Origin of the sequence: Haladaptatus caseinilyticus (assembly GCF_026248685.1) — an archaeon.
Classification (GTDB): domain Archaea; phylum Halobacteriota; class Halobacteria; order Halobacteriales; family Haladaptataceae; genus Haladaptatus; species Haladaptatus caseinilyticus.
In genome coordinates, this window is the sequence record NZ_CP111040.1 from 386,643 (window position 1) to 399,500 (window position 12,858).

The window sequence follows — 12,858 nt, forward strand, 5'->3', positions numbered from 1 at the left end:
ACGGTCGGCAGAGCGCGAGAATCGGAAAAATTGGAAATCGCCCACTTCCGTTTATTATGTCGGACGGAATAGTGGCATTTACCAGCATGATACACGATGCTCGCGTCTTACAACCCCAATTCATCCCCGACGAAGTCGAGCATCGCAACCCGGAAGTCAACGCACTTTCGAACACGCTCAAACCCATCATGGACGGCCAGACCGGAGAAACATCGCTCTTACTGGGACCATCCGGCGTGGGAAAGACGTGTATCGCGAACTACACCGTCGAACGTCTCCGCGAGAACGTTCTTGACATCAACACTCAGTACGTCAACTGCTGGCAGGACCACACGCGCTTTCAGGTGCTCTACCGAATCCTCGAAGGTATCGGAAAAACGGTTGATATTCATCGTCGGTCGACGCCGAAGGACGAACTCCTTGACCGACTTCAGGGGTACAACGGCCCGCAATTCGTCGTCATCCTCGACGAGGCTGATCAACTCGAAGACAAGAGCGTTCTCTATGACCTTTATCGGATGCGCAACATCTCGATGATCCTCATCGCAAATCGCGAAGAAGAGCTGTTCAGCCAGCTCGATGGGCGCTTGACCAGTCGATTGCAGACATGTGTTCGCATTCCATTCGAGAAGTATCACCTCGACGAACTCGTCGCTATTCTCGACGCTCGCACTCGATGGGGACTTTCGGAAAACGCAATCGGAAACGAACAGTTGGAGCTGATTGCCGATGCTGCCGCCGGGGATGCGCGGATCGCGATCGGTATTCTCAGAAACGCGGCACGTCGTGCCGACCAATCGGGTAGTGAAACGATTACGACGGATATCGTCCACGAAGCTGTTCCGGATGGTCACCAGGAGGTGCGCCAGAAAACGCTCGATCAACTTAACGCACATCAGCGCGCCCTCTACGATATTTTGGAAGAACAAGGTGAACTCAATCCCGGCGAACTGTACGAGTTGTACCGGGAGCAGGTCGACGAGCCAAAGACGAATCGAACCGTCAGAAATCATCTCTCGAAAATGGAACATTATCGACTCGTTGTCGCGGAGGGGAAGAACCGAGCACGTACCTACCGGCTCCGCTAATTTCTGCTTTCGGAAACTCCGGAAACGACCCGGTCTTGCCTATGTGCCTGTCGGGGGATATGTTTACTCGTGATGATGGATCAGCAGACACCAACACTCCCGACACTCGACGATGGCGTCACCATCCTCAACACGGACAAACGAGCGACCGGCGCACTTCACTCGCTCGTCCTCGACCATCTCCTACTGGAAGATGGTTCCGCCATCTGGATTGATGCTCACGGGCACGGAACAACACAACCACTGATGCGAATCGCACCATCAATGCACCTTCTGGAGCGTATTCGTATCGCTCGGGCATTCACACCGTGGCAGCACCAAAGCCTCCTGTGTGCCCTCCCTGCGGAGATAACGGACGAAACGACGCTCGTTGTACTCCCGTCTTTCGACTGGTTCTACCGATCGGACGATCTCTCGGACAAAGATGGCGAACGGATGCTATCAGCAGGTGTTGATTTTCTCACTGAAATCGCGGATACGCTTGACGCGCCGATTCTAGTGACACAACAACAAACTGACTCACTAACTGCCCCAATTCGAGAAATCACAACCGAGGTCGTTCGCTGTGAACAAACGAAGTTCGGACCACGATTTGCAGGCGACGACTATGAGACGTTGGTCTACCCGCTTGGTGATGGCACGGTACAGACAACATTTGCGTTCTGGAAACGTGTGCTGACGACACGCCATCCGGCCATTACTGGTGTCGATACTCGAACGGAGGTGAGCGTCAATGGGGCGTACTAACGCGACGTTTCGTGACCTGCTTCGGGCGATAGAAGACCGATGGAGCGACTACCGGCGTGGACTCCGTCGGGCAGACCAAGCAGTCTTCGACCGCCTGTTCGAGTATGCACGCGCGCACGCCGACGCTGGTGGGCTTCAAAACCACCAATACGTGGAGATTCCCGCGCTCATTTCGATGATCCTCGAACAACAGAAACAGATTGACGATCTCGAAGATCGCCTCGATCATCTCGAACAGGATTTGAACGACGCGGAGTAAGTCGATGATCTTCAAGATCGACTATTTCGATTATGGTGTGCATCTGTGGTCGCAGACCGACTCGGGTGTCGAGTACCGGATTGGCAAATCCTACACCCCGACCGTTTACATCTCGGCACACGGAAACGGGTCGCTTGCGGATGCCCACGGTGCACTAAGCCGCTGAAGCGTCCTTTCACCTCTCGGCTGGCGACGTGCACGTATCGAACAGTATCTCGGACTACGATGATTTCTCGCTTCAGTCGTTCGCATAGCGACCGAGCCTCTTCGTTTCCTCTTGATTATTCGTATCTGGCGATAGCGTAGCTGTGACGACCGTGTCAGGAAAATTCATTTCATGTGGTTCTACCTGAGGTAGTTAGCTGGAAATCGAGCGTCGATACATACGTTCTACAATGATTGTAAAAATTCGCTATTTTTGTATGATTTCACTATAATTTTGAAGTCAACATAGTATCCCCGAAGGCCCTGCAGGACTTTTCAATATTTCCCTCATGGTTGCTGAACACGAAACGAGCTATTTGGCGCAGTCGCCCCTGACGTGTCACCTATCGGTTTCGGTGATGAGTGGCTTTACTAAGGATATCCGGTTCCGATGTCTGGGTGTGCCGGCGGAAGAACGCTGGACTCACGTACTGCATCCACAGCATCAACAGGATGCCGAGAAGCAGCGACGCAATGGCGATTACCAACGGTGCCCCGATGCCAAAGAGTGACCCCGTGTAGGCCTCCGCGGGATTCGAGAGGGTGATGACTTGTTGAATGAGAGCCCACGTGAGGATGAGTCCCCCCACAACCGGGGTGACTCCGACTAGTACGAAGTTTTTGACGCTCTTCGTGAGTTCGTTACGGTAGTAAATCGCACAAGCGAACCCCGTCAAACCGTAGTAGAACGCTATCATGAGCCCGAGGGCCGAGAGGGAGTCAAAGAGGATGTTTTGGCTGATGAGCGTGAGACCGACATACCACACAATGGAGAGCACACCCATCCATATCGTCGAGACATGGGGCGTGAGAAATCGGGGATGAACCTTCCCAAAGCCGTCGGGAATAGCCTCGTAGCGGGCCATCGAAAGCGTCGTTCGCGCCGTCGGGAGAATAGTGGTTTGCGTCGAGGCGGCTGCGGACGTGAGGACCGAAAGGATGAGGATTTTGTCGAACGGCGACCCTAAAACCTGCGTTCCCAGCGAACTCAGCACGTCTTCCTGATTGGCAATGAGGAACGGAACGCCGCCGTAGGCTTGAGCCGCGATAGCGACGACAACGTAGATGGCGAGCAACACGACCGTGCTAACCAGTGCGGCCACTCCCGGCGTTCGGTCGCTGTTCTCGCTCTCTTCGTTGACCGTGACGGTGGTGTCCCAGCCCCAGTAAATGAAAATAGCGAGGATCAATCCTGAGTTCAGCGCGCTCCAATCCTGGATAGCGAACGGATTGATCCACGATAACGACGGCGTGATTGCACCAGAGCCACCAAAACCGGTATACACCTCGAAAAGTGCGACGACTGCGAACACGGCAAGCGTGACGATCTCCATACCTAGCAGGAGGAACTGCGTCCGCGCTGAGAGTTCGATTCCGATGACGCAGATGGTGGTGAGAACTGCGATCCAGATAACTCCGACGAGCGTCACTGCGAATACCGAATTCGCCGCACTCTGCCACCCGAGAAGCAGGAAGGTATAGAGTCCTGCGATCTGTGCCAGATTCGCCATCACGATAACGTCGGCGACAACGATGGCCCACCCACCGAGCCAACCGAGTCGCGGTCCCATCGCTTTCGTAACCCACGTAAACGTCGTCCCACAGTCAGGGTCAGCTTTGTTCATGTAGTAGTAGGACGCCGCGATAAATAACATCGGAAGAAACGCAAGCCAGAGAATCGCGGGCGACTGCACGCCGACGACCGCGGCGACGAAACCCAGTGTCGCTGCAAGACTGTACCCCGGTGCAGTCGATGCAACTCCGATTACTACGTTGGAAAGGAACCCCAATGCTCCTCCCTTGAGACCCTTGCTTCCGATTTCCGGTGTCCGAAGCCCGGTCTGTTCGATGGAAACATCACCTCGTTCGTTCATGCGTCTTCCTCCACTTGCTCACCGCGCCACCATCGACCAGTAAGACAGTTGCCCACCCACCGTAGGTTCAGTGTCCGTCGCCTCGAACCGTTTTCATTGCTCGAAAAGTACAGCTCCCACAACTGATCGTTTCCCCCATGTAAAATCATACTTCTCAGCTGTTACCATACGTCACGGTGGAATATGCCGATTTCGGGGGTCAAATCATCGACACATGCAGCCGTCAGCTGTCTCCGAAACGTTACTTTTCATCCGTTCGACGCTCCCATGCCTCACGCTATCCGCATCTCATCGATTCGAATACCTGCTCCTCCAACAAATTCATGCATGTCGCCGGATCGAACGCTTTTTCGGGTGGTTTCACGCCCGTCACCAGTGCATCTCCCTTTACGACGATTGCCGCGGCGACACGTATCGAGACTTTCGAGCAAGGCGAGTTCGTCGAGGTGGTTACGCAACGTTGCCGTCCATTTGTAAATTATCGCCGCGCGATCCTGCGGCGTGGTGGTTCGCCATTCCCGTTCAAAGGCTGCACGTGCGGACGTCACTGCTCCGTCAATATCAGGTTCTTTACATCGCGCGATAGAGGTTATCGGTTCTTTGAGTGCCGGGTCGGATGTTTCGAAACGTTCGCCGCTCTGTGCCGAAACGGATTGGCCATCTAACTTCGCATCGATGGTCAGTCCGTCTGTGGCTTGTTCAATTGCCTGCACGTGATTTTGTTCGAGTGTTCCCGTAAATGTCGTGTCTGCCATTCGTATCCCCGTTCTGTCGTCGCTCGGTTACCCTCCCATTCGGTGAGCAGGCATTCGGCGAATCGGTCAAAGGGTGTTTCCAACGCGATTCGACACCCCTCTGATTACCGAACTGCCATCGCGTATTTCGTTTGGTTCGGTAGTGTGTATGCTTGACATGGGGGAAGAACTTACTTTCTAACTTGTTTTCTGGCAGTCTTGTTCCAGCCATCATCACTTACTCATCAGAAATCTGTCTCTCAGCTGCGCCTCGCCGATTGTTAGTATTACGCATGGACCACATCGGTATCACTGCGTTCGTAATGTCGACTACGGTTGGTTGTTGCGATTCCCTCACCGACAGAAGTCTTATTGCCGGAATCGGTCTAGGTAGTACAATGAGCATCGGTAACAAGACACACGAAAATCCCCACGAAACGCTGTTTCGCGAGCGGACACAGAACAGTCGGGAATTTAACAAGCACGCTGCCTCCATTACACCCTTGGGGGTCGAATCGAATGTCCGTTCGTTCGCTCCGTATCCGTTTTACGTCGAACGAGCCAACGGGTCGTATGTCTATGATATCGATGGCAACGAGTATCTCGATTTGCTGCTCGCACTTGGACCGATCATCCTCGGTCACGGTCACCCCGAAATTCGGGCGGCAGTCAAAGAACAAGTCGATACCGCCGACGTAACGGCAACGCCACAGCCCATCTCCATCGTGTTCATGGAGAAAGTCGCAGAGATGACGCCGAGCATCGAAACCGTCCGGCTTGCCAACAGCGGTACTGAGGCGACAATGCATGCGATTCGCGTCGCCCGCTCATACACAGGAAAAAACATCATCGCCAAGCCGGAGGGTGGATACGCCGGTGCGCATGACTACGCCCTCCAGAGTGTATTCGCGAGTGAAGAAGCACTCGGCCCAGCAAACCATCCCAACACAGTATCATACGGAACGGGTATTCCGGACGCCGTGAGCGACACCGTCGTCGCATTCCCGTTCAATGATGAGGAAGCAACCGAGGAGATCCTTCGTGAGCAGGCCGACGATCTTGCGGCAGTACTACTCGAACCCGTGATGTTCTCCTGTGGCTGTCTGATGCCACAACAGGGATATCACGAGTTTCTACGTGAGTTGACCGACGAACTGGGAGTCGTTCTTATTTGGGACGAAGTGATGACCGGATTCCGTCTCGGACCAGGGAGTGCACAGGGTCGGTTCGGTGTAATTCCGGACATGACTACCTTCGCCAAAGTTGCGGGCGGCGGTTATCAGATGGCTGGCTTTGGTGGCCGCCGCGAAATTATGGACGAAATCATTCCACCAGAAAGCGACGAAGAACGAACATGGGACTCCTCGGTGTTCCACGGCGGGACGTACAACGGACATCCGGTATCCGCTGCAGCAGGTCTCAAAGCCCTCGAAATCCTTGAATCAGGCAATGTATATACTCATATCGAACGACTCGGCGATCGACTCTTCACCGGTTTACAGGAGGTTGCAGACGATGTTGGCGTGGCAGCCAACGTCCAGCACATCGGCTCGATGGGACAGATCTACATGACCGACCACGACATCCGCTACTACCGTGATACCTGGCATTCGAACGAAACACAGTTCGCGGACTGGTGGCTCGAAGCCGCCGGTCGTGGGGTCGTTTTCGGCACCCCGAGCCAAGGTGAACGGTTCTTTACGACGGACTCGCATACCGATGAGGAGATCGACCACGCACTCGAAGTCGCCGAAGAAGCGCTTCGAGCAGTCGATCATCCATACGAGGACTAACCAGAATCCTCCGTCCTCAGTAGGTTAGTTGTCCACTTCGATCTCGACTAACTCCTGACCTGCTGTGACTTCCGCCTCGTTCTCGACGAAAAATTCGGTGATGGTACCCGGCCGTTCGACCGTAACATCGTGAAAGTTCTTCATCACTCCGACGAGACCGACGACGTCACCGGTCTCGACAGTGTCTCCTACGTCCGCGAACAGGTCTTCACCGGGGTCCGGCCGACGATAGAAAACGCCGGGCATCGGGGATTTGATAGTTGTTTTTTCAGTCATGATCTGTTTTCCGTTGGAGCGTCAGTATCGATACTCCGGAATCGCTTGTATATGCTTCGTCCGTTCGGGAGGTTGCGTCGATTCATTTTCAGACAATCTACTCATTGATCGAGGAACGTATCGCTTCCAGCCGTTCGGTGAGGTGTCTACGGGCGTCGAGCGCCTCGTCGACTGTCACTGACTCGAAGGAGAACGACTGATGGGTTTGATGCTGTGCGAGGCGATTTCGGTCCGGACTGATGACCGTACCGATCGTCGCATATCCGCCGCCCGTCACCGCATCGCGCATCAAGACAATGGGCTGTTCCGGGACCTGAATCGACCCGACGGGATATCCGAGATCAACGACGTTTGACGGATCCGTCCCCGCGCCGAATGGCTGTTCTCGCTCGATGAACTCGAGGTCGATCCCATCGAGACGGTAGCCGACGCGGTCGGCCTCGGGGGTCACGGTCCATTCTGTTTCCAGGAACTCCGCCTTGCTCTCGTCGGTGAGACGGTAGTCACACAGTCCCATTACCACGCGAATCGGCCCCATATCGCCGTACGTCGGTCGGTGTTCGTCCGATACCTGGCTGTCAATGTGCGCCGAGTGATCGCCGTCGTCCTCGACCGAGAGCGAGTCTCCCTCTTGGAGTTGTCTCCCATCGTATCCACCGATTCCGATAAGTGTGTACGTCGATCGGCTATCCATCGTGAGCGGTACGTCTATTCCCCCGGCGATGGCGAGATAGCTCCGAGCACCCTCGGTCGCGAAATCGAACGAAAGGATGTCGCCTGCGTCTACTCGATGGGATGTCCAGTTGGATATCGGTTCGTCGTCGATGGTCGCGTTCATGTCCGCCCCGGCGATCGCCACAACAGCGTCCTCCTCGAATTTGAGGTCCGGTCCCTGATACGTGATTTCTAACGTCGCGCGGTCTTCATCGTTGCCCACGAGATAGTTCGCGACCTTGTGAGAGAACTGGTCCATTGCACCCGACGGCGGCATCCCGATATGATAGTGGCCGTATCGTCCGAGATCTTGTACCGTCGTCGAAATTCCGGGTTCTAACACTTTGATCATTCGTCCAGCACCTCCATGAGCTTCCGGTTGTACGATTCCGGATCTTCGAAGAACTCCTCCGGTGAGAACGTTATCTCTTCGTACTGATACTGGAACGTTCCGTCCTCGATATCCGCACGGATATCGTCATATTCGCCGCGGTCGATCTTCCTGAAGTTCATGATATCTCCGGGCTGTGGGAAAACCATCGAATCCTCGAAATCGGGGAGGTTCTGTTCCACGTCGAGCACTTCGACCGGCGTTCGGCCGAACAGTTGGTATCCTCCCGCCCCTTGTACCGGATAGATCGCGGTAAACGCTCCACCGTAGCCGACGGCCCGACTCGGCGTATCGGTCCTTGGTTGGACGTATTTCGGCACTTCGATCTGCTCGTCCCGTGGAACCATCTGGAACGTCCACGGGAGTCCGGGAACGAATCCGATCATCGTCACCATATGCGGTGCACCCGCGTGAGCGTCGATGAATGCGTCTACGTTCTCGAAGTCGTTAATCCGTGCTGAGTACTCCAAATCCGTCGAATTAGGATCTTGGTGGTTATCACGAAAGCGCATCAGCGTTTCGTGTGTCCAGGGGTCGTCGTAGAGGACGGGAAAGTCGATAATGCGTGTGTCCCATTCGTATTCTGAGAGGTGAATCTCCCGGTCGAGTTCTTTCAACTCGTTGATGAGCGTGTCGGGTTCTATCTCCTCCGGACTGAAATGGATGAGGTACGATGCGTTCGCCGGGCAGACTTCGATCAGCCCCGGCAAATCCATGTCCTGAATTCGTTGGGTGATCGCCATCGCCTTGAAATTGGCATCGAAACTCATCTCCTGGTCTAACTCGACGAAGACGTAATCATCGCCACCGTGTTCGTATCGTGGCGACGGCAACTCCGTCCGTTGAATCCGTTTGGCAGGCATGCTACGACAGAACACACCACATATTCCGACCTATACTTATCGACGAGTCGCGAGTCGTCCATGATTTCGTGGGGCAATCCACATCTTCAGCGTGGTAACACCCTGCTTGGCTTCGACCGGAAAGGAGGTGGACCGAACGAAACGCGGTCAACACGAAGCGGAGGTATGCACTTCGGTATTATATGCCATGAACACCATTCGATTACATACGATGTTTGACCGTGTACTGGTCGCAAATCGGGGCGAAATCGCCGTTCGCATCATCCAGGCCTGCGACGAACTTGGCGTTGAATCAGTGGCAGTCTACAGCGATGCGGACGAACACGCTCGGCATGTTCGGCTCGCCGATGAGGCGCGCCACATCGGGCCGTCGGTCGCTCGCGAGAGTTATCTGAATCAGGAGCCCCTCCTCGACGCTGCGCGGGACGCGGCCGTCGATGCGGTCCATCCGGGATATGGGTTCCTCGCCGAGAGTACGTCGTTCGCCGCGGCGGTCGAAGCCAGCGACTTCGCCTGGGTCGGCCCGCCGAGTGACGTGATGAAACGATTCGGCGAAAAGACAGAGGCTCGGAAGATATTGCAACGAGCGGGCGTTCCCATCGTCCCTGGCACCACGGAACCGGTCTCCGATACCGACGAGATACGACAATTCGCCGACGAACACGGTTATCCGATAGCGATAAAAGCCGACGGCGGCGGTGGCGGTCGTGGGTTACGGGTCGTCAGCGAAGCCGAAGAGATCGAATCGCAGTTCACGAACGCCCAGCGGGAGGGGGAAGCGTACTTCGGCAACTCAAACGTGTACGTAGAGCGTTTTCTGGAACAACCGCGCCACATCGAAGTACAAATTCTGTGTGACGAACATGGTACTGTTCGTGACCTCGGGGAACGTGATTGCAGCATCCAACGTCGGCAGCAGAAACTCATCGAAGAAACGCCGAGTCCGGCACTGACCGAAGCTGAACGGGAGGAGATTCGACGCGCTGCGCGCCTCGGTGCTGAGGAGGCAGACTACGTGAACGCCGGGACAGTGGAGTTCCTCTACGAGGACGGAGAGTTCTACTTCCTGGAGGTGAACGCACGAATCCAAGTCGAGCACCCGATTTCGGAGATCGTCACCGGTCTTGACCTCGTCCAGTGGCAGCTCAAAATAGCCGCGGGGGAACCGATTACCTTCGACCAAAGCGATGTTCAAATGCACGGCACCGCGATGGAGTTCCGAATCAACGCCGAGGACCCGACCGACGATTTCGCTCCGATGCCGGGGACCATCGAGCGCTACTGTCCCCCTCGCGGAATCGGTACTCGGGTGGACGACGGCATCGACCAGGGCGACAAAATCAGTCCGTACTACGATTCCCTCATCGCCAAATTCATCGTTTCCGCGGAGGACCGAACCAAACTGCTCCGACGAGGAAAGCGAGTGCTTCGGGAAGCGGAAATTGACGGCGTCCCCTCGACAATCCCGTTCCATCTGGCGATGCTGGACGACGATAGCTTTCGCAGTGGTGATTACTCGACGAAGTACGTGGATACCGAGTTCGAAATGCCCTCTGAAACCGAAAAGTAGCGCGACGGGACGGTAATCGGGTAGTCGAATCGTCGAATTGCGCTACGCGATTTCGTCCAATTGCGCTACGCGATTTCGTCCAATGGTGCGAGTCGAATGTCGTGCTCGTCTACCTGCTCGTGAATGGTTTCGAGCAGTTCGACGGCGTTCGGGCCATCCCCGTGGATACAGATGCTCCGTGCCGGAACGTCGATCACGTCCCCGTTTTCGGCTTCTACTTCACCGTCGAGTGCGATATCGATGAACCGCTGTGCGACGAGATCCGTCGCTTTCGGTTCCATCTGTTGCTCGACGATGAGGCTTCTATCCGGTCGGTACGTCAAATCAACGTACCCCTCGAAGACGGCGCGAAGGTCGTCGAACTCCTGAGTAACCTCGTAAATGTTCATATCCGTCGCGAGATAGATGAGGTCGTCGTCAACGTCGAGAATCCCCTCCATCACCGCCCGAGCGTGGTCAGCGCTCTCCGAAAGCATCGAGTACATTGCACCATGCGGTTTGACGTGTCGAACCGTCATTCCGTATCGGTCGGCAAACGCTTGGAGTGCTCCCAACTGATAGGTGACGTAGTCACGAACCTCCTCGGGACTCGCGTCTATCTTCCGTCGCCCGAACCCCATTTTATCAGGCAGCCCGGGGTGAACACCGATTCCAACGCCGTGCTCGGCGGCCAGCGAAACCGTATCGTCCATCACGTGGGGGTCTCCAGCGTGATACCCTCCTGCAATGTTGGCCGAGGTAATGTACGGCATCACTTCGGCGTCTCGTCCCATTTTCCAGTTCCCGAAGCTCTCCCCCATGTCGCAGTTGATGTCGATTGTTACCATGGTGAATACAGTGGTTCGAGAAAGAGAAATAGCTTCGGCTAGCCGTGGATGTCGATCGGAACGAAGGCGGTTTGCAGGCAACGTATTTGCCCGTGTCTCCCCACCGTATGAGTATGGGTAGCAGTCCACCGATTCAGGATCTCCATTTTGCCGATGCGCCCGACGTCGATCGCGTCCCGGGACCGCGCTCGCAGGAACTCCTCGAAAAACAACGACAAATCGACAGCAGTGCTGTCGCATATCCGAAAAGCGTCCCGATCGCGATCGATGCAGCGAAAGGGGCAACGATACGGGACGTGGATGGAAACACGTATCTCGATTTTTTCGCCGGTATCGGCGTTCTGAACGTTGGACACTCGAATCCGTACGTCCTCGAAGCAGTACAGGAGCAGACCGAGCGGGTAATCCACACGATAGATTTCCCAACTGAGGCGAGACTCGACCTTATAGAAGCGCTGAACGAAATCGCACCCGGGGCGCTTCCGGACCACAATCGGGTCGTGTTCGGCGGGCCGACCGGAAGCGACGCTATCGAAGCAACGCTCAAGATAGCGAAGTATAACACGGGAAACACGGGCCTCATCGCCTTCCGTGGCGCGTACCACGGTGCGACGTCCGGTGCGCTCAGTCTCGGCGGGGGGCGAAAGTACAAGCGGCCGTATGAACCATTGCTTCCGGACGTGTCTCACGTTCCATATCCGTATTCGTTCCGACAGGGAATTTCAGATGACGAAGCACGTGAACGGGTGTTATCGGACGTTCGTGAACTCATCGAGGACCCCTACAGCGGTATCGCCGACCCTGCCGGGATTTGGGTAGAGCCGATTCAGGGAGAAGGGGGCGTCGTGACGCCCCCGAAAGGATTCCTTCGCGGGTTGAAAGAAATTACGACGGAGAACGATATTCCACTCATCGTCGACGAAATTCAGACTGGATTTGGACGAACTGGCCAGTGGTTTGCGAGCGATTGGGAAGACGTGACTCCCGACATCATGCCGATGGCGAAGGCTATCGGCGGTATCGGTCTCCCGCTTTCCGCGACCATGTACCATGAGGACCTCGACACGTGGGAGGCTGGCGGACACGTCGGAACCTACCGCGGCAACGTACCAGCGATGCGGGCGGGAGTCCGAGCAATCGAGTACATCCGTGACCATGATCTGCTTGCTCACGCCCGCGAAATGGGGACGTCCATCCGGAAGCGATTCCACGATATCGCGGATGAAACGCCCAGTATCGGGGACGTTCGCGGGAGAGGACTATTCGTCGGAGTCGAATTCATCGACGGAAACGGGATGCCAAACGAACCCATCGTGAAATCGATACAGCAACATTGCTACGAACGAGGCGTCTTGGTCTGGACTGCTGGACGGGATGGAAACGTTCTCCGGATAATCCCACCGCTCGTCATCACGGAAGAACAGGTCGAAACCGGGATGGACATCGTTATGGACGCCATCGAAACGCACGCGTAGCAGGACGTCCGGTCCGTTCTTATTAAAAGAGAACTGAATCCAG

At 55.6% G+C, this 12,858-nt stretch carries 13 protein-coding genes; 7 read left to right on the plus strand and 6 right to left on the minus strand.

Features of this window, described 5'->3' with window-relative positions; translation table 11 throughout:
* The first annotated feature begins 86 nt into the window (after positions 1–86).
* From OOF89_RS18975 to OOF89_RS18990, 4 genes are all read left to right on the plus strand, one after another.
* On the plus strand, positions 87–1,088 hold the full coding sequence (locus tag OOF89_RS18975) for a Cdc6/Cdc18 family protein (protein ID WP_266081007.1): 1,002 nt from the start codon (positions 87–89) through the stop codon (positions 1,086–1,088).
* 72 nt (positions 1,089–1,160) lie between these two features.
* Positions 1,161–1,835 (plus strand): P-loop NTPase family protein, encoded by a 675-nt coding sequence (locus OOF89_RS18980; protein WP_266081009.1) that lies wholly within the window; start codon positions 1,161–1,163, stop codon positions 1,833–1,835.
* Positions 1,822–2,094, plus strand: coding sequence for a hypothetical protein (locus OOF89_RS18985; RefSeq protein WP_266081011.1), 273 nt, complete (start codon positions 1,822–1,824; stop codon positions 2,092–2,094). The genes OOF89_RS18980 and OOF89_RS18985 overlap by 14 nt, the downstream gene beginning before the upstream one ends.
* 4 nt (positions 2,095–2,098) lie before the next feature.
* Complete coding sequence (locus OOF89_RS18990; protein WP_266081013.1) at positions 2,099–2,260, plus strand: hypothetical protein; 162 nt, start codon at positions 2,099–2,101, stop codon at positions 2,258–2,260.
* A gap of 382 nt (positions 2,261–2,642) precedes the next feature.
* On the opposite strand, the gene OOF89_RS18995 is transcribed toward OOF89_RS18990, so the two are convergent.
* Both OOF89_RS18995 and OOF89_RS19000 read right to left on the minus strand, forming a co-directional pair.
* A complete protein-coding gene (locus tag OOF89_RS18995) occupies positions 2,643–4,172 on the minus strand; it encodes an APC family permease (protein WP_266081015.1) in 1,530 nt (509 codons plus the stop codon).
* A 272-nt stretch (positions 4,173–4,444) separates the two neighbouring features.
* Positions 4,445–4,927 carry an aldehyde dehydrogenase family protein gene (locus OOF89_RS19000; protein WP_266081017.1) on the minus strand — a complete coding sequence of 161 codons (483 nt, stop codon included), beginning with the start codon at positions 4,925–4,927 and terminating at the stop codon, positions 4,445–4,447.
* 377 nt (positions 4,928–5,304) lie between these two features.
* On the opposite strand from OOF89_RS19000, the gene OOF89_RS19005 reads away from it, so the two are divergent.
* Positions 5,305–6,699, plus strand: coding sequence for an aspartate aminotransferase family protein (locus OOF89_RS19005; RefSeq protein WP_266081019.1), 1,395 nt, complete (start codon positions 5,305–5,307; stop codon positions 6,697–6,699).
* A gap of 24 nt (positions 6,700–6,723) precedes the next feature.
* On the opposite strand, the gene OOF89_RS19010 is transcribed toward OOF89_RS19005, so the two are convergent.
* The 3 genes from OOF89_RS19010 to OOF89_RS19020 all read right to left on the minus strand — a co-directional run bounded on the left by OOF89_RS19010 (position 6,724) and on the right by OOF89_RS19020 (position 8,943).
* Positions 6,724–6,975: an acetyl-CoA carboxylase gene (locus OOF89_RS19010; protein ID WP_266081021.1), complete on the minus strand. Its 252-nt coding sequence runs from the start codon at positions 6,973–6,975 to the stop codon at positions 6,724–6,726.
* A 97-nt stretch (positions 6,976–7,072) separates the two neighbouring features.
* Positions 7,073–8,041, minus strand: coding sequence for a 5-oxoprolinase subunit C family protein (locus tag OOF89_RS19015; RefSeq protein WP_266081023.1), 969 nt, complete (start codon positions 8,039–8,041; stop codon positions 7,073–7,075).
* Positions 8,038–8,943, minus strand: a complete 906-nt coding sequence (locus OOF89_RS19020) for a 5-oxoprolinase subunit B family protein (RefSeq protein ID WP_266081025.1) — start codon at positions 8,941–8,943, stop codon at positions 8,038–8,040. Before OOF89_RS19020 ends, OOF89_RS19015 begins: the two co-directional genes overlap by 4 nt.
* A gap of 211 nt (positions 8,944–9,154) precedes the next feature.
* On the opposite strand from OOF89_RS19020, the gene OOF89_RS19025 reads away from it, so the two are divergent.
* Complete coding sequence (locus OOF89_RS19025) at positions 9,155–10,513, plus strand: acetyl-CoA carboxylase biotin carboxylase subunit (RefSeq protein ID WP_266081027.1); 1,359 nt, start codon at positions 9,155–9,157, stop codon at positions 10,511–10,513.
* A 65-nt stretch (positions 10,514–10,578) separates the two neighbouring features.
* Here OOF89_RS19025 and OOF89_RS19030 read toward each other — a convergent pair whose 3' ends face one another.
* Positions 10,579–11,340 (minus strand): LamB/YcsF family protein, encoded by a 762-nt coding sequence (locus OOF89_RS19030; RefSeq protein WP_266081029.1) that lies wholly within the window; start codon positions 11,338–11,340, stop codon positions 10,579–10,581.
* A gap of 113 nt (positions 11,341–11,453) precedes the next feature.
* Between OOF89_RS19030 and OOF89_RS19035 the strand changes: the two genes are divergently transcribed.
* A complete protein-coding gene (locus OOF89_RS19035) occupies positions 11,454–12,815 on the plus strand; it encodes an aspartate aminotransferase family protein (RefSeq protein ID WP_266081031.1) in 1,362 nt (453 codons plus the stop codon).
* Positions 12,816–12,858: the final 43 nt, after the last annotated feature.